The organism is Brevibacillus centrosporus (genome assembly GCF_003710815.1).
Classification (GTDB): domain Bacteria; phylum Bacillota; class Bacilli; order Brevibacillales; family Brevibacillaceae; genus Brevibacillus; species Brevibacillus centrosporus.
Genome location: NZ_RHHP01000032.1, coordinates 61,287 through 82,625, shown reverse-complemented (window position 1 = coordinate 82,625; position 21,339 = coordinate 61,287). Strand labels below are relative to the sequence as shown.

Genomic DNA, 21,339 nt, shown 5'->3' with positions numbered 1-21,339 from the left:
GAAGGGGGAAATAAAAGATGATTACACAAACGGCAGCTTTGCAACGGATGACTCCGCATGAACTGACGCATATTCTTTTCGACAAACAGCCGTTGTTTATTCTGGACGTACGCAACGAGAGCGATTATCTCGATTGGAAAATCGAAGGACACAACATCCATACGCTGAACATCCCTTACTTTGATCTGATCGATGGTGTAGAAGCGGCTCTAGATCAAATTCCTGAGGGACAAAAGGTGTTGGTCGTCTGTGCGAAGGAGGGATCGTCCATCTTTGTAGCCGAGCAGCTGGTTGAGGCAGGCAGAACGGATGTCTATTATTTGCAGGGCGGCATGAAAGCATGGAGCGAGCATCTGGAGCCGGTAAAAGTCGGTGACCTACGCGCTGGGGGAGAGCTGTACCAGTTTGTCCGGATCGGAAAAGGCTGTCTGTCCTATATGGTCGTTTCAAACGGTGAGGCCGCTGTAATTGACACACTGCGCATGACAGAGGCGTATACGGAATTTGCCAAACAGCTGCAGGTGAAAATTACGCACACCATCGATACGCATCTGCACGCAGACCACATCTCAGGTGGGAAAAGGCTGGCAGAGCAGGTGGGAGCGACCTATTGGCTCCCTGAGAAGGATGCGGCAGAGGTGACGTTTGCCTACGAAAAGCTGGAGGAAGGACGCGACATCCAGGTGGGAAACGCCAAAATCGCCATTCAGCCGATTTATTCTCCAGGACATACCATCGGGAGTACATCGTTTATCATTGATGAGGCGTATTTCCTGACTGGAGACATCCTGTTTGTCGCTTCGATCGGGCGTCCTGACTTGGCAGGTCTTGCCGAAGACTGGGTGGGAGACCTGCGGAATACTTTGTATAATCGATATAGGGAGCTGTCGGATCATCTGTTGGTTCTTCCCGCTCACTTCGGCCAATATACAGAGCTGGGTGAGAGGGGCGTGGTATCTGCACGCTTGGGTGACCTGTTTGCAAATAATCCTGGTCTGCAAATGGAGGACGAAGAGGTATTCCGCAAAACAGTGACAGAAAATCTGCCGCCGCAGCCGAATGCGTATCAAGAGATTCGACAAACCAACATGGGAAAAAGAAAGCCGAGTGAGGATGAGCAGCGAGAAATGGAGATTGGACCGAATCGCTGTGCCGTTCACGATAAATAAAAACAACACAGAAAAAGGGTCAAAAATAAAGAGGAGGAATACAGAATGGCTGATATTATAGTAGATACAAAGGGAATGGCTTGCCCAATGCCGATCGTGAAAGCGAAGAAGGCTTTGGACAGCTTGCAGTCTGGTCAAACGATGGAGGTTCTCTCGACGGACAAAGGCTCGCTCAACGACTTTTCTGCGTGGGTGAAGCAGACCAAGAATGAATTGATCTCCCACGAAGAAGAAAACGGCGTATACAAATTTCTCGTGAGAAAGTCTTAAACAGAAAAAAGGCGAGCACGATGCGTCGTGTTCGCTTATTTCCCATCCTCATAAATGATGCGTACACCTAAATGGGCGTAGGTTTCCTCTTTGTAATGGCCATTTGGACATGTTTTTTCACAGCGTAATCCATCTATATGAGAATGCAATCGTTCTTGGCAGGTGGGGCAACGGTGTTGAAAGATCGATTTCAAATATCGAATCATTTATATCACCCTATTCGCATTAAATTACTTGGAATTGATTTTACCTGATAATCCTTCATTTGAAAAGGCAGAAAGCACATTCTCAAGCCATCTTTGAGAATGAAGGGAGGACGTATGGAAGTTCTATTGTTTGTACTCATGCTGATACTGGGGCTGATCGGCTCCTTCTTCTCCGGGCTGCTTGGCATCGGCGGGGCGATCATCAATTACCCGCTGCTGCTCTTCGTCCCCGATTGGCTGGGAGTGGCTCACTTCACGGCGCAGGAGGTCTCTTCGATTTCCATGTTCCAGGTGTTCTTTGCCTCGCTGTCAGGAGTGCTGGCTTTCCGCAAAAGAAACGGAAAGGGCTCGCCGCTGATTCACAAAGGGCTGGTCAAGGACATGGGGATCAGCATTCTCTTCGGGAGTCTGATTGGCGCTTTTGTCTCACGGTATTTGTCAGGCGAGAGCATTAATTTCGTTTACGGAATCCTGGCTGTAGTGGCAGTCATCCTCATGCTGATCAAGAACAAGGGAAGCGAAGAGGCTGCACAGGAGATTTCCTATAACCGGGGCATCGCGATTCCGTCTGCATTCGTGGTGGGCATCGTTTCAGGTATTGTAGGGGCAGGCGGAGCTTTTGTACTCATTCCCATCATGCTCACCGTTCTGAAGATCCCTACCAGAGTAACCATTGCGTCTTCACTCGCTATCGTATTCATTTCTGCAATTGGTGGTGTGCTAGGGAAGCTGACGACGGGGCATATTCCGGTATGGCCCGTTCTGTTTACGGTGATCGGGAGTGTCATCGGGGCGCCGCTGGGGAGCAGGGTTAGTGCCAAGATAAACATTAATCTGTTGCGATACGGACTACTGATCCTGATAGCCGCCACAGCAATCAAAATTTGGAGTGAAATTCTTCTGTAGGCGGGAATCTGCAAATTTCCGTTTACAAAAGCTCTCCATCACGTGTAAATTACCTATAGGGGTAATGGTATAAAGTCTAAGGGAGGGTCTTTTCATGGAAAACCAAAAAGAAAAAACGACGATTGTCCTGTTTAGCGGGGATTTAGATAAAGCGATTGCTGCCTTCATTATTGCAAACGGAGCGGCTGCCTATGACCACGACGTCACGATCTTTTTTACCTTTTGGGGCTTGAACACTATGCGTAAGGACGAGATCGTCAAGGTGAACAAAGGGTTTCTCGAGAAAGCATTTGGCTGGATGATGCCACGCGGAGCGAAAAAGCTCGGCTTGTCCAAGATGAACATGATGGGCATGGGACCAGAAATGATCAAGCACGTCATGAAAAAGCACAACGCCTTGACATTGCCACAGCTGATTGAGCTTGCGCAGGAGCAGGGAGTGAAGCTGGTTGCCTGCACGATGACGATGGATCTGTTGGGCTTAAAGCAGGAAGAATTGCTGGACGGAATGGAATACGCGGGGGTAGCGGCTTACCTGGGCGATGCCACACAAGCAAAGGTAAATCTGTTTATTTAACGGTCGCCTTTCTCGTATAATATACCTGTCTACGTATTGTCTGAAACGGGAGGTTTCTCAAAATGGACTACAACTACGGTGAAGATATCAAGCGTCGCCTGCGAAGAATCGAGGGACAGGTTCGCGGCGTACTGAAAATGATGGACGAGCAGAAAAACTGCAAGGACGTTGTCGCGCAGCTGTCTGCCGTGCGGAATGCATCTGACCGCGCCATTGCCCAGATCGTGGCGGAAAATCTCCAGCGCTGTCTGTTGGAAGAACAGGCGGCAGGAGGGGACACGGGGAAAATGGTGAAGGAAGCTGTCGAGCTGCTGGTGAAAAGCCGCTAAGGACATACGGAGGAGGTGCTTGTATGGTTTGGTCGACGATTGTCTTGATCATTGCCTATGCGTTTACAACCTGGTATTTAATCTCAAAGTTCAGGGCTGTGAAGGGGCTGGAAAACTTATCAGCAGAGCAGTTTAAAGAGCGGGTCCAGCAGAAGAGTGGAGTTCTTTTGATTGACGTGAGAGAGCCGCACGAGTATAAAAGCGGGTTCATTCCGACTGCTGTGAATATTCCTCTGTCCCAGTTGAACAAGCGCGTCAAGGAAATATCCAGCAAAAATGATATTCTGCTCTACTGCCGAAGCGGCATGCGCAGCAAGCAAGCCGCAAGAATCTTGAGCAAGCACGGTTTTAGCAAAATGGCTCACTTGCGAGGCGGCATTTCGACATGGCAAGGAGCAAAAAAGAAAAAATAGAACGAGAAACCCCACAGAGACGGATGCACCAGGCACACCAATCTCTGTGGGGTTTTGTTGTTCAACTCTTAGTAGGCTGACCAGCCGGCATCTGCCGCGATGACAACGCCATTGACGAATTTGGAGTCCTCGGATGCCAGGAATAGAGCGACAGTAGCGATCTAATACAGCTTGACATTTTTATTTGTTGTAACTAAAATGATTACAACGAGAGGTGGTCAAACCTCTTTCTTTTTTGGAGTAGATGTAACTAATGTGGTTACAACAATAAAAAACGATACCTTTTTAAAACAAATCCTAAACATTATCGGAGGGAATTGATCATGAAAATCGCCATTATTGGAGCAAGCGGAAAAGCAGGAAAGTTGATCATGAAAGAAGCGTTGGATCGTGGACATGAAGTAACTGCCATCGTACGTGACGCTGCAAAAATCAAGGAGGAGAACGTTGCGGTATTGGAAAAAGACGTTTTCGCTCTGAAAGCAGAAGATCTGAAAGGATTAGACGTTGTCGTCAATGCTTTCGGTGCGCCGCTCGGAGAAGAACAGTTGCATGTAGAGGCAGGAAACGTGCTGATCGAAGCCATGAAGGGGGCACCAAACACTCGTTTGCTGGTAGTGGGCGGAGCTGGCAGCCTGTTTGTAGACGAGGCCAAAACAACTCGTGTGCTGGAAACTCCTGATTTCCCTGAAATGTTTTTGGCAACTGCAAAAAATCAGGGAGAGAACCTGCGCATCCTGCAAGGGACGGATTCCATTCAATGGACGTTCATCAGCCCGTCTGCCTTCTTCGACGCGGAAGGGGCTCGCACAGGTTCCTATGTAGTAGGAAAAGATCATCTGCTGGTAAATGCTAGCGGTCAAAGCTACGTGAGCTACGCTGACTATGCGATTGCCGTTTTGGATGAAATCGAAAACCCGCAGCACCGCAACGAACGATTCACGGTAGGATCGAAGTAAGCCCCAGGAAAACGAAAAAAGACGTGCCGAGGAAGTCCTCCATGCACGTCTTTTTTTATTTTATTTTCTAAAGGTTCTAATTTCCTATTTCAATTTTTCTATATTTTTTTATACTATCGGAAAGCATATAAATTTACTGAGGATTTATCGTACCAGCGATCCAATCACTGGGTAGTGGAAAGGCCTTCCCTTTAAGGAGTAAATGATGCCTTTGATTGGATAGTAGATACCCATCAGGCCGAATACGATCAGGAACGGAATGCCGATCAAAATGAACGACAATGCCCAGGAAATGCTGATCAGTACTCCGATGCAGACGTGAAACAGCAAAGCCTGTAGAGCCATATTTTTGGCATCGCGATCCTGCATGAGCAGCCATACCACCAATGGCACCAGGAAGGGAGCAAAAAACGCACTCGCATGTGTGATAGCTTTAACACCGTTATAATCCATTGAATTAGTCCTCCTCGTCGTCACTGACGAACTTCTATGATCCTATTGTATACGAGGAATATGGCTAACCAAAACCATCAAAAGCGTGATTTTCGATTCCGACTGCAGACGGAGGAAAATTCCTTTCTAATCCGTTACTGTGAATCTTAAGAAAATCTTTTGTATTTCCATAAGTAATTCTAAATGGAAAATGGGTATGATGACATGTAAAGCGAGATGTTCTATACAGAAAAAGGAGCGAGACAAACCATGATGATTCATTGCCATCAACCGGTCAGCTTAAAGGAACGGCTGATGTTCTTCTATAATTTCTTGCAAGCTCCGGGTCAAGTAGGAAGTATTACGCCAAGTTCGCATGCGCTAGCCAAACAAATGATGAAGCCAATCGACTGGGATAAAGCGCAAACGATCGTAGAGCTGGGTGCCGGAACTGGCATTTTTACCAAATGGATTGAGGAGCTAAAGCGAACGGACGCTACACTGGTATCTTTTGAAAAGGAAACGAGCATGCGCAAGCGGCTGGAGCTTCTATTTCCAGATACGCTTTTTCACGAGGATGCCGTAGAGCTGGTGCGTGTTTTGAATGAAGCAGGACTAGGAAAAGCAGACGGGATCATTTCAGGCTTGCCGTTTGCCAATTTTCCCCAGGCACTGCGTGATCAAATCATGGAGCAGGTATATGCTGCCCTGAAGCCAGGTGGGGTATTTGTAGCGTTCCAATATTCGCTGCAAATGAAAAAACAGTTGAAGGACGTCTTTACGGACATATCTGTCAAATTGGTGCCATTCAATGTTCCCCCTGCATTTGTATATGTGTGCCGAAAGGAAATCGGATAGATCGTAGGAGGAATACACGAGAATGGTAGTCGAGATGCTGACGGATTCGGTAGGTCAGTTTGGTTATCTTGCCCTCTTCTTTTTGTTGTGGCTAGGGATTGTGGGAATGCCAATTCCAGATGAAGTGATTGTTTTATCCGCCGGTGTGTTGACCTCTACAGGCGTTCTGAAGATCATCCCGGCTTTTGTAGCTACTTATTTGGGGGTTGTATCGGGGCTGTCGCTCGGTTACGTCCTGGGCAGAACCGTAGGCGCTCCAGCTTTAAACTGGATCGGGCGGAAAAAGGGGATGCACAAGTACGTAGCACATGCGCAGTCTCTTTTGGAGCGGTACGGGAGCTATGCGCTGTGCATCAGTTATTTTTTGCCTGTGGTCCGCCACGTCGTTCCTTACTTGGTGGGGATCGGCAAGATGACGTTTCGCCGCTATGCGCTGTTTTCTTATACGACAGGTCTTGTCTGGACACTGATTCTGTTTGTGATTGGCCATATTACCGGCAATAACGTCGCTTACCTCAATGCGCATCTGAGTACGCTGACGCAAGGTATGGCGGCAGGTGTGGCGGGTCTTGTCCTCGTGGCGGCAGTGGCTGTGTATGGCTACAAGGTATGGAAACGGCGAAAAGAGCGGGCGGTTGCCTCCAAAGAATACAGCAAGTAAACCTCTGGGTACCCCGGAGGTTTTTTTGATTTTGAAATTTCGACTATAATAGACCGGAGTGAGAGGGGAGAACAAACGATTGTGGCAACAAAAAGACAATTGCTCTGGGCCGATCTATCGCTGTTTGTCATCGCGCTGGCCTGGGGGTATACATTCATTTTGAGCAAGGATTTGCTGATGGAGCTGACACCCTATTATTTTTTAGGGACGAGGTTTCTCATCGCGGCACTCATTCTGCTTCCTTTTATCTGGAGGAGGCTGCAAGCACTTCCTCGTGAAGTATGGCTGCAAGGGATAGGATGTGGGGTGGTTCTGTGTGCTGCCTTCACGCTGCAGCTGTTGGGGATCGAACGGACGACTCCGGGGAAAGCTGGGGTCATTACGGGGACAAATGTGATTCTCGTCCCGTTTCTTTACTTTCTTTGGCGTCGCAAGTCTGTGGGAAAAGGGGCGATCATCGGTAGCGTTCTCGCCTTTTTGGGACTGGCCTGCTTGTCTGGAGAAGGCGATTGGACAGGGCTTTCTTCCGGGGATCTACTCGTTTTTTTGTGTGCGATCTTTTTTGCCATGCACATCCTGATGGTTGACCGTTTCTATGAAAAAAAGGCAGATGTCAATTCCCTCAGCTTCGTCATGATCCAGCTTCTCGTTGTGGGAGTAATCGATCTTGTCATTGCGCTGTTTTCCGAGCCAGTTCCACATGGGCTCAGCCCCTACGGATGGTTTGCTTATTGGTTTGACTGTCTCTTGGGCACACTGCTTGCCTACGTCGTTCAGATCAAGGCGCAGCAATTTTCTCCGCCTGTACACGTCAGCATCATTCTTTCGCTGGAAGCAGCGTTTGCATTCCTGTTTTCCTGGCTGCTGTGGGGGGAAATCGTTACACCGACTATTTTGGCGGGTGTGTTTTTATTGCTGGCCGGCATTTACATTACGGAGCTCAGCGATCAACGTACATAGCTGTCGATGCAAAACCCCACCTATGCTTCTTGCAAGCTGGTGGGGTTTCCCGTGTGATTAGTTGCGGTCGGGATTGCGTTTGGTCCCGCGCTGGCGGAGCCATTCCGGCAGTACGATTCCTAGCAGAATGACAATCACGCCAACTAGCTGGAGCATGCTCACCGATTCATGCAGAACGAAGTAGGACGAGACAACAGCCATGGGCAGCTCGGCGGCACCGAGGATGGCTGCCATTCCCGCACCGATGTGTGGAATGCCAAAGTTGAACAGGACAGTTGGAAGCAAAATTCCGAAGAAAGCGAGCAAAAAAACGTAAGGGAACAATCCCTCCCACAAAGCTCCATTGAAAAGGAAAACAGGCGGATAGATTACGCTCGCCAAAAGGAAGGAGCCGAAAGCCATGCTTGCGCTTCGTACCCAGGGATGCACCGTAGTCGCAGCCTTCCCGCTAAAAAGCAGAAACAACGTATAAGAAACCGCTGAGAGAAGACCCAAACATACACCGATCAGATTGAATTCCTCGATCCCGCCACTCTCAAAAATACCGCCGGCCAGCAAAGTTCCGATCAGCAGAATAATTAGCGAGCTCGCGGTTTGTCTGTCGGGTAGTCGGCGATTCAGGATGGCCTCTGCGAATACCCCCATCCATGTGAATTGAAAGAGCAAGACGATTGCAATGGAGGCTGGGATGTATTGGAGTGCGTTGTAGTAGAAGATTCCCGTCGATCCCACGGTTAATCCGACTGCAACGAGGAGGAGCCATTGGCCTTTGCGCGGTCTTTTGCGCAAGAAAAACAAGGAGGGCAGCAAGGTCAGCACGAGTCCGAAGAACATTTGCCCACCGATCACTTCAGCTGGAGAGTACCCTTGTCCGTAAGCCAATTTGACGATCGTAGAGAGGATTCCATAGCTGCAAGCCCCTAAAAAAACCAATAGAATGTAGCGCATATATGGGAAGTCTCCTTGTACATGTCATTTAGTCCTTAGCTAGGATAATACGCACTACAGGCTTTGTCTATGTGAGTCGTTCATATTGTCTCGAATCCGAGGTTTTCCTCTGGCTCCGTGCGGGAAATAAGGAAGTGACGAATGGACCGCATGAAAGGAAAGGGGAGGGCGGATGTTTTCATCGAAAGTAAAAGATCGATTGTTTTCAACATTTCTTTTGTTAAGCCTATTCCCAATTCTCTTTATTTGTTTTTTGTTTTATAAGGAGGCCAAAGAGGCGATATTTGAACAGTACAAGTCCAGTTCAGAGGGTCAGCTCAAAATGGCTGATGCGCGCTTGTCTCTGTTTTTGCGTTCGGCACAGGATGAGGTCAACCACCTGGCGAAGCATCCGCTGCTGCGTGCGGATGAGCGCAATCTGGAAGTGCTTCGTCCCTTGTTCTCCCAGAAGCAGTATCAGGATATGGTGGGAAACATTCACTTGATCAGGAGTGACCGCAGCATTGCGTCACTTTACCCTGAGAAGGGATGGACAGGGGGGGAGGACTCCATTTCGTTCACCAGGGAATCGTTTGAGCAAAGTTCAAACAATATATGGGCACTGAGCAGAACGGATGCAGAGGGGAATCCTCGGTCGATATACATCGCACAGAGAGTCAGAGACAACGATGACAAGCCAATCTCTTTACTGCTGGTAGAGATGCGTTTGGACAGCCTCTCCAAGTGGATTCGTACGAGCTATTCCAAGGAGCAGGACAATTTAATGGTGATCAACCAGACCGGAAAAATTTTTCTCCAAACCCGAGGGAATCAAATAGGCAAGAAATTACAGGAGATTGAGAATCGGGATATTGTGAGAAGTATAGTAAGCAGCCAGTCGACTACCAGTGTCTTTACGTACCGGCTCGAGGGAAAAACCTATTATGCGGTATACTACGTTTCTCCTGTCAGTGGAAGCGGTTATCTGGAATGGATTGGGACCGATGAAATCAATAAGCGCCTGGAGCGGCTGCAGCTGATCTTGTTAGTCACAATCTGCTTGGTTGTCGGTTTTTCTGCTTATGTTGCCCATCGTTTTTCGCGGTGGATCGGACAGCCGATTTACCGATTAGTCTCCGCTACGGATTCGCTCTTGCGTGGCGATTTCTCGATCCGTGTCCCGATTGAAGGGATGGAAGAAATCAAGCTGCTGGAAAAGAAATTCAACCAGATGGCGGGTCAGATGCAAACCTTGATTGAGCGAGAACGAGAGTATATGCAGGAGAGCCTGGATCAAATCGTGCGCAGCTTTTATCTGGCTGTAGAGATGAAGGATCCCTATACGGCAGGACATACAGAGCGAGTCACGGCATACGCACTTATTCTCTACGATTATTTGGATGAAAAAACTCGCGATCAATTCTCCCGTGATGATTTGCGCTATGCCAGTTTAATGCACGACATCGGCAAAGTAGCGATTCCTGACCAGGTACTTCTAAAAGCTGGGAAGCTGACGAACGAGGAATATGAAAAAATGAAGCAGCATTCGTCGATTGGTGCCAATATCGTCGAACAGATCGCGAGCTTGGCTCACGTCAGTCCAGGTGTCCGCCATCATCATGAGCGCTGGGACGGAAAAGGCTATCCCGATCAGTTGAAAGGAGAAGAAATCTCCCTCTTCGGGCGAATTATTGCGGTCGCGGATACATTTGATGCGATGACGACGACCCGTTCCTACCGAAGGGCGATGACGTTTGATCAGGCGTACGAGGAAATTGTGAAATGCGCAGGCACGCAGTTTGACCCCAAGATCGTGACCGTATTTCAAAAGGCATACCAAGAGCGGCAATTAAAGGAAAAGGCGCAGTCTATTCCGCGCGCGATCGCGCTGGAAAAAGCGCCGGAACAAACCAAACAAGCAAGGTAAGGGGACGTTTCCCTGTATTGGTTGGGGTTTACGCCTTGCTATCGACTCCTATCTCTGGTATTCTAATCGTACCGTGCTAGACGGGGAGGTTGCGGTGCCCTGTAACCTGCAATCCGCAATAGCAGGGTTGAATTCCTATCATAGGTTTCCTCATGTGAGGCTGCCTTATGGCGGCGGTGTTGAGGATCGGGTCCTGTGCAACGCGAACCCATGAACCTGGTCAGGTCCGGAAGGAAGCAGCCATAAGTGGATCATCGCGTGTGCCGCAGGGCAGCCTGGTCTGAGCTGCGGCCATAAGTAACGCTTGGATGAGGATTATCGAAGATAGGTGCACGGTACCTTATATCGACAAAGCAATAGCATGTTTCCTTCGGGAGGCATGCTATTTTTGTCACACACTTCAAGCCAATCCTGCCAACTTTTCCAATCGGCCCACGTTTTTTTTGTTGCTTTTTGACGATAAACAGCGAAACATTTCTATCCTCTTGAACAAGCTTCAGGGCAGGTTTTACGAGGTTCTTCGCGAAATTTTTTATGAGGGAGATAATAGGTACTTTCCTGCACGTTGAAATACGCCATAGGTCAGGGGGGACAAGCTGTGAGTGCATCTTTTTCGCTACATCTCGTTGGCTCGTCCAGACGATTGCAGAATTTCATGCATCAACTGCCTACTGCTGTTTTACTGGTGAATGAGGCGGGTAGTATCGTAGAGGTAAACGAACAATTGCTTCGTGTAACCGAATTTTCACGCGACCAACTTGTCAATCGGCCGTTTCAAATCATCCTTCCTTTTGATGGTACGATGGAAAAGATGTACGAAGAGCACCTGCAAAAGGAAGAGCAGCTTGAATGTAGTGTGGAAGTAGAATGGCTGAATCGGCAAGGAAAGTGTGGAAAAACCCCTGCGATGATTTTGGTGCAGCAAACCGAACAGCCTTTGTATTTGATTCATCTGTTCCAGTTGGCACAGGAAACCAACCATTCGTTGTCTCAACGACTGCTGACGAAGCTGACACACGACACCAGCCTCGGTTTGTTTATACTCGACGAACAGGGCCACATCATTGAGGCGAGCCAGACGGCATGCAAGCTCTTGGGTATGGAGCGCCTGCAGGTCATCAACAAACACATTGACCGCGTTTTCGCGGGGATTCCTGAGCAGCATCGGCTCATTAAAAAAGAGCTGCTGGAAGGAGTCAAATTGCACAATATCGCCACGTCATGGACCAACGACAATCAGCGCTATGAACTGATCGTAGATGCCAATACACTGCAGGACGAGACAGGGAAAACGGTAGGCGCTTTTGTCCTTTTTAAAGATATTACAAATCTGCGCTCCTTTGAGCAAAAGCTGGAACGAAACGAACGGTTAGCCATGATCGGGCAAATCGCTGCCGGTACAGCCCATGAAATCCGTAACCCGCTTACATCTATCAAAGGATTTTTGCAAATGTTCTTGCAATCGTTTGCGGAAAGCGGGATGGATCGGGAAAAGGCATACACGGAAATCATGCTGACTGAGATTAATCGGATCAACTCTCTGGTGAGCGAGTTTCTCTTGCTGAGCAAGCCGCGCAATATCCAGTATTCCATGGTGGACCTCAATACCGTTTTTGCGGAGATTTTGCCGATCGTGGAATCGCAGGCCATTCTGTATGGGATCGACGTGAAGTTTACCTCCAATGGCAAGCTTCCGATGGTAGTGGGGGACAATGAGCTGCTGAAGCAGGTATTCCTCAATATCTGCAAAAACGGCATCGAGGCCATGGGCGAGCAAGGAACTCTGCATATTTCCCATCACATCGACCAGGATGGCGACAAAGTGAGCATCGACATCCACGATTCGGGACCAGGTATCCCGCTCTACATCATCGACAAGATTTTTGACCCGTTTTTCACAACCAAAGAAGAAGGAACAGGCTTGGGGCTTTCTGTGTGCCAGAAGATCATTCACGATATCGGAGGGCAAATCCGCGTCTCGTCCAAAGGATACGGTACGACCTTTCATATCATGCTCCCTTACCTGTAAAAAACGAAGAAGCGAAAGCGTCCCGCGCAGCCTTGTGTATGGGGCGTTTTCTTTGTACAGATAGTAATTATGGGATTCCTATCCAGTACAAGCGCAACATAGCGAGACTTCGAACAAAGTGAGAGAAGCGAGACTTGTGCCCTTTGGGTACTATGGCTCCGCCCATTGGCGTATCCAAGTTTCCTAGTACCAACCTGGCCAATAGTGTATAATGAAAAGGATATAGAAGAGGACTGTCAGATGGGGAGTGTCACACGAACATGGCTTATACTGCGCTGTATCGCGTATACCGACCGCAGACGTTTCAGGATGTTGTCGGACAAGAACATGTGACGATTACTTTGCGCAATGCTTTGCGTGAAGGACGGCTTTCCCATGCCTATTTGTTCAATGGTCCCCGTGGTACGGGTAAGACCAGTGCGGCGAAAATCATGTCCAAAGCAGTGAACTGTGAACAGCCGATTGACGGTGAGCCGTGTAATGAATGCGGTTCTTGTCGGGCGATTACAAGCGGCTCTGTGACAGATGTACTCGAGATTGACGCCGCGTCCAACCGTGGGGTAGAAGAAATTCGCGATATTCGCGATAAAGTCAAATTTGCCCCAAGCGATGTCAAGTACAAGGTGTACATCATTGACGAAGTGCATATGCTGACGACGGAGGCGTTTAATGCGCTGTTAAAAACGCTGGAAGAACCGCCTTCGCACGTCATTTTCATTTTGGCGACAACGGAGCCACATAAGCTGCCTGCGACCATTATTTCTCGTTGCCAGCGTTTCGATTTTCATCGGATTCCGCTAAAGGTAATGGTCAATCTGCTTCAAAAGATTTGCCAATCGCAAGGAGTTCGAGTCGAAGAACAAGCGCTTCAACTCGTAGCCAAAATGGCGGAGGGCGGTGCACGTGATGCCCTTAGTCTGCTGGACCAGGCGATCAGCTTTAGCCGTGATGAAGTGCGAGCTAGCGACATCATGCAGATCACGGGAACCGTTTCCCAGACGTATTTTTCTGTCCTGGCACGTTCCATCGCCGAACGTGACGTAGCACAGGTCATGGAGCAATTCGATCAGATCATGGTGCAAGGGAAAGACCCTGAGCAATTCCTTCACGATTTTCTGTATTACTATCGTGATATGCTGCTCTTGAAGACGGCTCCTCAATTGGAGGAGATCGTGGAGAGGACGATGATTGACGATCAATTCTCCCACGTAGCCGAGCTTTACGGCTTTCCCGAGTTGTACGCGGCGATCGAAACGTGCAACCAGGCGCTATCTCAGTTAAAATGGTCTACGTACGCCAGAGTGCTGGTAGAGCTGACGCTGGTCAAACTTTGTCAGCCGACTGCACAGCAAGCGGGGGCACCAGCTGCTGCAGCTGTGCAAGTGAATCATGAAGAAGTAAATGGCATGGCAAATCGGATTCGTGTCTTGGAAGAGAGGCTCACACAAGTATTGCAGGGGCAGGTAAGCTTGCCGACGCAAAAATCGGAGGAGCCACGAAAAGTGGAGCCAAAGCGTATTGCTGCTGCAGGGGGCGGCTCGCGTACCTCGATGAACAGAGTGCGTGAGGTAGCCAAAGCAATGGACGAAAACCTGACCCGTCAGGTGCGCGGACAATGGAGCCAGATATTGACCGATCTGAAAAAAGTGAAAATCCAGTACCAGGCTTGGCTGGTAAACGGTCAGCCTGTTGCTGCCTCGAGTGATTCAGTGGTGGTTACATTCACCAGTCCCATCCACTGTGATAAAACCATGGAGCCGGAACTGAAAGGCGTCGTTGAACGAGTTTTGCAAAGTGTGCTGGGAAGACCCTTGCAGCTTCTCTCCATCATGGAAGAGGAATGGCAGTCAGTCGAGCAGCAGGTAGGGCAGAAGGATACGCCTGCCGAAGAACAGCAAGACCCGTTCTTAACGGAAGCCATCAAGCTCGTAGGTGAAGATCTTGTTGAAGTAAAAGACTGAAGCTACACCAAATAAAGGGAGGACTCTCACATGAAAAACATGCAGCAAATGCAACAAATGATGAAGCAAGTAAAGAAAATGCAAGAAGAAATGCAAAAAGCGCAAGAAGCTCTGAAAGATAAAGTGGTCGAAGGCTCTGCTGGTGGTGGCGCTGTTCTGGTAAAAGCAGACGGCCACAAGCAAGTAAAAGAAATCGTCATCAAACCTGAAGTAATCGATCCAGACGATGTGGAAATGCTGCAAGACCTCGTGCTGACTGCAGTGAATGACGCTCTGCGCAAAGCAGACGAACTGATGGCAAAAGACATGGGCAAATTCACAGGAGGAATGAACATCCCAGGTTTGTTCTAAACGTAAAGGAATTTATAAGCGTTTACGCTTTTAATTTCCGGAGCGCATGAAAACTTTCCGCAAAAACGCGGTCGCTCCTCCTTGAATAGCCGCGATAGAAGATTTCTTAATGAATTAGGAAGTTGAAGGAGCAGACGCGATGTTCTATCCAGAACCGGTATCCAAGCTGATCGAAGGCTTCATGAAACTGCCCGGCATCGGTCCCAAGACCGCTGGGCGGCTTGCCTTTTTTGTTCTGAACATGAAAGAGGACGATGTACTGGACCTGGCAAAGGCGCTCGTGAATGCCAAACGCCAGCTGCACTATTGTTCCGTTTGCAACAACATCACGGATCTCGATCCTTGCCACATTTGCAGGGACAAGCGCAGAGACGGCTCCGTTATCTGCGTGGTACAGGAGCCCAAGGATGTGGTGGCGATGGAGAAGACGAGAGAATTCGAAGGCTACTATCACGTGCTGCATGGTGCGATCTCACCCATGGACGGAATCGGTCCGGAAGATATTCGCATCCCGGATCTCTTGAAACGCCTCAGTGACGAGCAAGTCAAAGAGGTCATCCTGGCGACAAATCCCAACATCGAAGGGGAAGCGACAGCGATGTACATTTCTCGTCTGATCAAGCCTTTCGGAATCCGGGTCACACGCATTGCCCATGGATTGCCGGTGGGCGGCGATCTAGAATACGCAGATGAAGTGACGCTGACCAAAGCATTGGAAGGTCGGCGTGAGCTATAGGAGCAGTAACTTAAAAGACGGGGGAACCTGTCTTTTTTGCTTTGTGCGAATGTTTGAACCCAAGCAGGGAGGGAAACGGGATGCCTGTCATCCGTTCGGAGCTGATGATTGAAGCACCGCAGCAGGTGTGTTTTGATGCAGCGAGAAGTATTGATTTGCATATGGAGTCAACAGCCAAGACGGGCGAGAAGGCGATAGGCGGCGTAACGAGCGGTCTGATCGAGCTGGGAGAGTCTGTGACCTGGGAGGCCGTGCACTTTGGCATCAAGCAGCGTTTGACGGCTAAAATTACAGAGATGGAGCAGCCGCGTTATTTTGTCGATGAAATGGTCTCCGGAGCATTCAAATGCTTTCGGCATGAGCATGAATTCATTCCCGTTGGAAAAAATCGAACCCGCATGCTCGATACATTCGACTATACGTCACCGCTTGGGCTCCTGGGAAGAATCGTGGACAGGCTAGTCCTGGAGGCTTACATGACACGGTTTCTGCTGGAGAGGAATCTCTATTTAAAGCAAGTCGCAGAGAAGCAGTTCAAGCAGATGGAAGAAAAGAAGGTCTGAGAATACCGGACTTTTTTTGTGGGACGAGACATAGAGTGAAGATAGGAGCGTGAAGAGATGGTGACAGGACCGGGAATGTCGCTGCGGATCGAGCCAGAGAGACATCGGTCTACTCCGTGGGCGATCATGCTGTTTATAGGGTATTGGCTGATGTTTGCCGCAGAGTTTTCCGTCATACGTTTCTACCGGGGAGAAGACGGGCGCTGGGTCGCATCGACGATGGAGCAGCCGCCCATGTGGCTATCGCTGACGGTGCTGATCATCACGGCTCTTAGCTTGATCGGAGCGATGGGGTTTGTACTCAGTGTGTGGAAGCAAAGTAGCCTCTCGCTATGGCACTGGGGAGACCGCGATTTGACGGGCAATGACGTGCTGCACATGGTGGCATGGATGCATGTATTTCAGACATGCACACTGATCTTGTACGGTTTGATTCTCGAAGGGACTCTCTTTACGGAGGGGACCATCGGAGGGGCTTTTGAATCGGCTTCGTTTCAAATGTTTCTTCTGATTGTGATCCCGCTTTGGTTCCGGGGGCGTTTGGGGGAAATCGGCGTACGACGACCTGCGCAGCTTGGACGGATGCTCATCACACTGTTGATTCTGTTTCTTTTTATTGCCAAGGTTTTGGACGTGGCGATAACCAATCCATTGTCGGACTGGCTTGGGCTATCCCTCTCATCTGAGCGTGAGCAGCAAATTGAAAAAGAGATTGTGCAGGCAAAGCAGACGGATATGCTGGCAGCAGCGGCGTCCTTTCTCGTGATTGGAATTATGGTTCCTATCGCAGAAGAGATCCTGTTTCGCGGAGTTATCCAAACGTACTTGGTGCGACGCGTGGGAGCGGTCATAGGCATTGTCTTCAGCAGCCTATGGTTTGCGCTGCTGCATATTGATTTGGCTTTGTTTGTCCCACTCTTTGTAATTGGGCTTGGATTGGGATTTGTCCGCCATCGCTATGACTCAATATGGGGTGCGGTTTTGCTGCATGCCGTCAACAATCTGACTGGCGTACTGTACTACTTTCAATAAGGAGGTACACAGGTGAGCAGGTGGGGGAAGAAAACGAGAATACTGATCGACGTAGACGCAGGGGGGTTGGATGCTGCGGTCAATCAGGCGAGACAGGATTGGCAGCACGCCCGCCATTTGGTTGAGATCAGCGAGCCGGATGGCGGCTTGGATGATGCGATTTACTATTTGCAGTTGACGGAGAAACGCTATATGTATCTTCTCTCGCAAGCGAAGCGGGAGCATCATCGTAAGCAAGCGTAAGGGGGAAAGCTCATGGAAACGGGATGGGTTGTTGGGCTGATTATTGCGGGGATCTTACTCGTCATTGCGGCCAGTAAATCGGTGACGGGCCCCGTACGTTGGATTGGCTTTGGAATCATGCAATTGGTGATCGGAGCCATCCTGCTGTTTTTTGCCAATCTGGTCGGGGAGCTTGCCAGCTTTCACATCCCGATCAATCCGGTTACGGCATTGCTTGCTGGTTTTCTGCGGCTCCCTGGCCTGGCAGCCCTCGTAGTTATCAAGCTTTGGGTGATGTAGCGACCAGAGCACGAAGGCTTTATCCATCCGTAAGCAGGAAGGCGACGCCGCGGTTTTCGTATTTTACCCGGCACTGCTTGGGCTGGCGAAAGGACGCGAGCAGCGCCAGCAGTCGAGGGAGTGATAGAACCATAGTGCCGCTGAGCAAGGTCAATCCGTATTCGACGGGCAGCCATACATAGGCAGCTGCAGCGAGAAACAGGCAGCCGAACAAAACGGTGCTCTCCCCTGTGCGATAGACGGTTAGAGGAACCGGTAGGCGATAGCCACTTCCCCACCAAGGTGAGACGAGCATGTCCGCTGTCGTTTGCGGCTTGTGCATACGCATCTGGGCGTAGAGACGAAAAAGGATGAGATGACAGATGGCTATCGCTGGCAGTATCGCGAGTGTGACGATCAGCCTGGCAACAGGTATGCTCAGATACAGGGAGATGCCGATCAAGGACGAGCCCATCAGCAGCCATTGAAGCATGTAACCAATCACACCCCAACGAAAGCGGTATAGGAGTTTGTAGCTGTAGATGGTTTGACTGATTGGTTCCTTCATACGTCACTTCCTCTCTGACAAGCCTTGATTTCGATTTTTATTATCGCACAGACATCCTGGATGAAAAAGAATCAGATGGGAAAGATTTCAGCCGTTGGCGTTGCCGGCGGCTTTTTTGCTGGTGTGCGCCCATGGCATGAGCGGCAGGGAAGAATGGGTAGGATAGGGAGGAAGGAAGAGGAGGTACGGATTTGCGATTACTGGCTTTGTCAGAGGAGATCCCTTCGGTGGTGAGTCGGGATTTGAAAGCTTGCGGCATACAGCTGATCCCTTATGGAAAGCAGGCGGAGTGGACTGGACAAAAGGTGGATGGAGTGCTGCTGACCAAAGAGGCGTCACAGGGGGCTTGGGAAGAGGCGCTTCCTGTATTAAGTGCGACTCCTGGACTGCTGCTATTATATGGCCCGAGCATCCCATATGGCTGGGCACAGCGATTGGTCGACAACAGCGATGGCGATGAAGCATGGGAGGTCGTCAGGATGGCGCTGGTGGCAGACGGAGAAAAGGCGTTGATCGGTGGTACCGCAGATGGATTCTGGGTGCGTACGCTCTGTCGGTCGCTTGCCAAAAGTCAACGGGTGTCACTGGTCTGTAAAGCGAAGGAGGTGGACGAGGCAGTCCGTCAGCTGCCGCTCTATTTTGTGTGGAAGGAACGTTTTTTTGTGGAGCTCGGAGAAGTATGCGATCAGGAGGGTATCTCTCTACAAACCGTAGCGCGCGCGATGGGAATGGACCGAAGAGTAGGGCAGGACTGGCTGTATCCCGAACGTTTGGACCACCGGCGCGTGATGCAGTGGATTGAGCGGGAAGGTAGGCTTGTAGCAGAAAAGTCGAACGTGCATCGAGTCGCGCTATGGGGTCCTGCTGTGCTTTGGAGAGAGATGGATAAAAGCTGGTTGCAGGGAAAAGAGGTATGCTTGGTTACCCAAGAGGATGAGTCAATTCCGAACGACATCTTTCCGGAATGGACAACGAACAGGACGTGGGAAAAAGCACTGAAAGACGCAGATTTACTGGTGATTGGCAAACCGGACGGTATCATCAGGGGACTGCCGCTGCACGAGTTGGTTCTATGTATGAAACAAGCGATTGTTCTAGACGCTTGCGCTTGTTTTCCACTTCAGGAAGCACGCAGCTTGCTCCACAGCTACCGAGCTATCGGCGAAAAGACGAACGTTTGGGAATGATGCTGATTATAATGGGGTATAATGTTTGGTAGATTGAGGAAAAGGGCAGGCGTTCATACTATGGAAAAGATTGCTCAGCGATGTATCGTCTGTGAACTGGAGCGCAGCGACGGAATCGCCATCTGTGAGCAGTTTATTTGCGAAAGATGCGAGCAGGAAATGGTGAACACGGACGTGCAGGATGAAAAGTACCCGTTCTTTATTCACCAGATGCGGAGAATATGGCTACGGAAAGATGCGTGAAGGAAAAAAGGCAACGGATAAATCCCGATGCCTTTTTTCGTGCCAAATCATGCTAAAATAGTGGGTAATTCATTTCAATAAAGGACGTGAGCCATACGTGTTGGGGAAACATGCTGATTTTCGGGAGCGGCAAAAGCGAGCCCCCCTGTATGAACAGCTGGAACGGCACGTCAAACGTCGCCCGCATCCGTTTCATGTTCCGGGACATAAAATGGGACATAGCTTTGACAGAGAAGGCAAACACAGGTTTCAAAGTATATTGGAAATCGATCTTACGGAAATCAACGGTACCGACGATCTGCATCAGCCGGAGGGTGTGATCGCCGAGGCGCAGCAGCTTGCAGCCGAGGCGTTCGGTGCAGAGGAGACGCGGTTTCTCATCGGGGGCAGTACGGTAGGGAATCTCGCGTTGATCATGACGGTATGCCGACCAGGGGACAAGATTCTCGTCCAACGCAATTGCCACAAATCCGTTTATCACGGGATTATCATGGCAAGAGCAACGCCCATCTTTCTGGTTCCTGCAGTAGATCTGGCTACCGGAGTGGCTGCCGGAGTCAGGCGTGAGGATGTAGAACGAGCCCTGCAAGCACATCCCGACGCCAAGGCAGTCTTTTTGACGAACCCGACCTACTATGGAATGGGAATCGACCTGGAGAAAATGGCAGCTACCGTACACAGGCACGGCATTCCTCTTTTGATTGATGAGGCACACGGTTCCCATTTTGGCTTCCATCCGGCATTTCCGCTTTCTGCGATGCTGTCCGGTGCCGATGCAGCCGTGCAGTCCACGCATAAAATGGCTTCGGCGATGACGATGTCCTCGATGCTGCACCTGCAGGGGGAGCAGATTGATCGGGAGCGACTGTTTCGGTATTTGGCCATGATTCAATCATCGAGCCCCTCTTATGTACTGATGGCTTCGCTCGATTTGGCCCGCCGTCATTTGGTGCAGGAAGCCCACGAGGAATGGGAGCGGCTTTTGCCTCAGCTGGACAAGCTGCGGGAGCGTACCGGCAGGCTGGAATGGCTGGAGTGGCCGCAGCTCGATGCCAGCAGTGTTTACGCGACTCTTGATCCTTTGAAGCTGTTTTTACACGTGCGTACGGAGCAAATAAACGGTTTTGCCTTGCAGCACATCATGGAAAAGCACGGAATTTTTCCTGAGCTGGCCGATTCTGCTCATGTGCTGCTGGCAGCATCAGCAGGGACCTGCGCCCGTGATCTGGACTCGTTGGCTCGGCTGCTGGAATCCTTGGATATAGAGGTCGAGCCGGGGGCAGAGCGCATTTTGGAGGCAGGTGTTGTCTCCTCGTATTATTTGCGTGAGCAGGTCTTACCGATGGATGAGGCCGTCGATTTACCAAAGGAATCCATCCCGTTGGACCACTCGCTGGGAAGAGTAGTCGCGGAAATGGTGATTCCTTATCCGCCGGGAATCCCTGTTCTCGTCCCAGGTGAGCGTGTGGATGCCCAAGGATTGGCGATGCTCCTCGAGCTCCGGAAGGGACAGACCCGTTTTCATGGTGTACAGGACGACCAGCTGCAGACGATTCAAGTACTTCGATAAGCAA

At 49.9% G+C, this 21,339-nt stretch carries 25 protein-coding genes and 1 other RNA gene; 23 read left to right on the top strand and 3 right to left on the bottom strand.

The window, feature by feature from the left end:
- Positions 1–17: 17 nt before the first annotated feature.
- From EDM55_RS22930 to EDM55_RS22895, 7 genes are all read left to right on the top strand, one after another.
- Positions 18–1,169 (top strand): MBL fold metallo-hydrolase, encoded by a 1,152-nt coding sequence (locus EDM55_RS22930; protein ID WP_092274827.1) that lies wholly within the window; start codon positions 18–20, stop codon positions 1,167–1,169.
- Between the two features lie 45 nt (positions 1,170–1,214).
- Positions 1,215–1,439 carry a sulfurtransferase TusA family protein gene (locus tag EDM55_RS22925; protein WP_092274830.1) on the top strand — a complete coding sequence of 75 codons (225 nt, stop codon included), beginning with the start codon at positions 1,215–1,217 and terminating at the stop codon, positions 1,437–1,439.
- A gap of 320 nt (positions 1,440–1,759) precedes the next feature.
- Positions 1,760–2,551, top strand: a complete 792-nt coding sequence (locus EDM55_RS22920) for a sulfite exporter TauE/SafE family protein (protein WP_092274833.1) — start codon at positions 1,760–1,762, stop codon at positions 2,549–2,551.
- Positions 2,552–2,645: 94 nt separating this feature from the next.
- Positions 2,646–3,128: a DsrE/DsrF/DrsH-like family protein gene (locus tag EDM55_RS22915; RefSeq protein ID WP_092274836.1), complete on the top strand. Its 483-nt coding sequence runs from the start codon at positions 2,646–2,648 to the stop codon at positions 3,126–3,128.
- A 62-nt stretch (positions 3,129–3,190) separates the two neighbouring features.
- Positions 3,191–3,457 carry a metal-sensitive transcriptional regulator gene (locus tag EDM55_RS22910; RefSeq protein WP_092274839.1) on the top strand — a complete coding sequence of 89 codons (267 nt, stop codon included), beginning with the start codon at positions 3,191–3,193 and terminating at the stop codon, positions 3,455–3,457.
- A 23-nt stretch (positions 3,458–3,480) separates the two neighbouring features.
- Positions 3,481–3,870, top strand: coding sequence for a rhodanese-like domain-containing protein (locus EDM55_RS22905; protein WP_092274842.1), 390 nt, complete (start codon positions 3,481–3,483; stop codon positions 3,868–3,870).
- 323 nt (positions 3,871–4,193) lie between these two features.
- Positions 4,194–4,829: an NAD(P)-dependent oxidoreductase gene (locus EDM55_RS22895; RefSeq protein WP_122961470.1), complete on the top strand. Its 636-nt coding sequence runs from the start codon at positions 4,194–4,196 to the stop codon at positions 4,827–4,829.
- A 144-nt stretch (positions 4,830–4,973) separates the two neighbouring features.
- On the opposite strand, the gene EDM55_RS22890 is transcribed toward EDM55_RS22895, so the two are convergent.
- On the bottom strand, positions 4,974–5,282 hold the full coding sequence (locus EDM55_RS22890) for a DUF4870 domain-containing protein (protein WP_092274849.1): 309 nt from the start codon (positions 5,280–5,282) through the stop codon (positions 4,974–4,976).
- A gap of 249 nt (positions 5,283–5,531) precedes the next feature.
- Between EDM55_RS22890 and EDM55_RS22885 the strand changes: the two genes are divergently transcribed.
- The 3 genes from EDM55_RS22885 to EDM55_RS22875 all read left to right on the top strand — a co-directional run bounded on the left by EDM55_RS22885 (position 5,532) and on the right by EDM55_RS22875 (position 7,740).
- Positions 5,532–6,119, top strand: coding sequence for a class I SAM-dependent methyltransferase (locus EDM55_RS22885; RefSeq protein ID WP_122961469.1), 588 nt, complete (start codon positions 5,532–5,534; stop codon positions 6,117–6,119).
- A 22-nt stretch (positions 6,120–6,141) separates the two neighbouring features.
- Entirely contained in the window at positions 6,142–6,780 is a 639-nt protein-coding gene (locus tag EDM55_RS22880; RefSeq protein WP_122961468.1) for a DedA family protein, read from the top strand.
- Between the two features lie 81 nt (positions 6,781–6,861).
- Positions 6,862–7,740 carry a DMT family transporter gene (locus EDM55_RS22875; protein WP_122961467.1) on the top strand — a complete coding sequence of 293 codons (879 nt, stop codon included), beginning with the start codon at positions 6,862–6,864 and terminating at the stop codon, positions 7,738–7,740.
- 57 nt (positions 7,741–7,797) lie between these two features.
- Here EDM55_RS22875 and EDM55_RS22870 read toward each other — a convergent pair whose 3' ends face one another.
- The gene (locus tag EDM55_RS22870; protein WP_122961466.1) at positions 7,798–8,688 is read right to left on the bottom strand and encodes an EamA family transporter; all 891 of its coding nucleotides are present in this window, start codon (positions 8,686–8,688) and stop codon (positions 7,798–7,800) included.
- Positions 8,689–8,860: 172 nt separating this feature from the next.
- Between EDM55_RS22870 and EDM55_RS22865 the strand changes: the two genes are divergently transcribed.
- From EDM55_RS22865 to EDM55_RS22820, 10 genes are all read left to right on the top strand, one after another.
- The gene (locus tag EDM55_RS22865) at positions 8,861–10,594 is read left to right on the top strand and encodes an HD domain-containing phosphohydrolase (protein WP_122961465.1); all 1,734 of its coding nucleotides are present in this window, start codon (positions 8,861–8,863) and stop codon (positions 10,592–10,594) included.
- A gap of 71 nt (positions 10,595–10,665) precedes the next feature.
- An RNA gene (gene ffs, locus EDM55_RS22860) (signal recognition particle sRNA large type) lies at positions 10,666–10,930 on the top strand.
- A gap of 262 nt (positions 10,931–11,192) precedes the next feature.
- Positions 11,193–12,623 (top strand): PAS domain-containing sensor histidine kinase, encoded by a 1,431-nt coding sequence (locus EDM55_RS22855; RefSeq protein WP_122961464.1) that lies wholly within the window; start codon positions 11,193–11,195, stop codon positions 12,621–12,623.
- Positions 12,624–12,883: 260 nt separating this feature from the next.
- Positions 12,884–14,584: a DNA polymerase III subunit gamma/tau gene (dnaX, locus tag EDM55_RS22850; RefSeq protein ID WP_092274868.1), complete on the top strand. Its 1,701-nt coding sequence runs from the start codon at positions 12,884–12,886 to the stop codon at positions 14,582–14,584.
- Positions 14,585–14,623: 39 nt separating this feature from the next.
- On the top strand, positions 14,624–14,935 hold the full coding sequence (locus EDM55_RS22845) for a YbaB/EbfC family nucleoid-associated protein (protein WP_092275065.1): 312 nt from the start codon (positions 14,624–14,626) through the stop codon (positions 14,933–14,935).
- Between the two features lie 139 nt (positions 14,936–15,074).
- Entirely contained in the window at positions 15,075–15,671 is a 597-nt protein-coding gene (gene recR, locus EDM55_RS22840) for a recombination mediator RecR (RefSeq protein WP_092274871.1), read from the top strand.
- Between the two features lie 80 nt (positions 15,672–15,751).
- Positions 15,752–16,234 (top strand): SRPBCC family protein, encoded by a 483-nt coding sequence (locus EDM55_RS22835; protein ID WP_122961463.1) that lies wholly within the window; start codon positions 15,752–15,754, stop codon positions 16,232–16,234.
- A gap of 57 nt (positions 16,235–16,291) precedes the next feature.
- Positions 16,292–17,266, top strand: a complete 975-nt coding sequence (locus tag EDM55_RS22830) for a CPBP family intramembrane glutamic endopeptidase (protein ID WP_122961462.1) — start codon at positions 16,292–16,294, stop codon at positions 17,264–17,266.
- A gap of 12 nt (positions 17,267–17,278) precedes the next feature.
- Positions 17,279–17,509, top strand: coding sequence for a DUF2508 family protein (locus EDM55_RS22825; RefSeq protein WP_092274878.1), 231 nt, complete (start codon positions 17,279–17,281; stop codon positions 17,507–17,509).
- Between the two features lie 12 nt (positions 17,510–17,521).
- Complete coding sequence (locus EDM55_RS22820) at positions 17,522–17,788, top strand: pro-sigmaK processing inhibitor BofA family protein (protein ID WP_092274881.1); 267 nt, start codon at positions 17,522–17,524, stop codon at positions 17,786–17,788.
- A 19-nt stretch (positions 17,789–17,807) separates the two neighbouring features.
- Here EDM55_RS22820 and EDM55_RS22815 read toward each other — a convergent pair whose 3' ends face one another.
- Complete coding sequence (locus EDM55_RS22815; RefSeq protein WP_092274884.1) at positions 17,808–18,335, bottom strand: hypothetical protein; 528 nt, start codon at positions 18,333–18,335, stop codon at positions 17,808–17,810.
- A 191-nt stretch (positions 18,336–18,526) separates the two neighbouring features.
- On the opposite strand from EDM55_RS22815, the gene EDM55_RS22810 reads away from it, so the two are divergent.
- From EDM55_RS22810 to EDM55_RS22800, 3 genes are all read left to right on the top strand, one after another.
- Positions 18,527–19,522, top strand: coding sequence for a hypothetical protein (locus EDM55_RS22810; protein WP_092274887.1), 996 nt, complete (start codon positions 18,527–18,529; stop codon positions 19,520–19,522).
- A 60-nt stretch (positions 19,523–19,582) separates the two neighbouring features.
- Complete coding sequence (locus tag EDM55_RS22805) at positions 19,583–19,765, top strand: sigma factor G inhibitor Gin (RefSeq protein ID WP_092275068.1); 183 nt, start codon at positions 19,583–19,585, stop codon at positions 19,763–19,765.
- A gap of 97 nt (positions 19,766–19,862) precedes the next feature.
- Positions 19,863–21,335, top strand: a complete 1,473-nt coding sequence (locus tag EDM55_RS22800; protein WP_122961461.1) for an aminotransferase class I/II-fold pyridoxal phosphate-dependent enzyme — start codon at positions 19,863–19,865, stop codon at positions 21,333–21,335.
- The last annotated feature ends 4 nt before the right edge of the window (positions 21,336–21,339 follow it).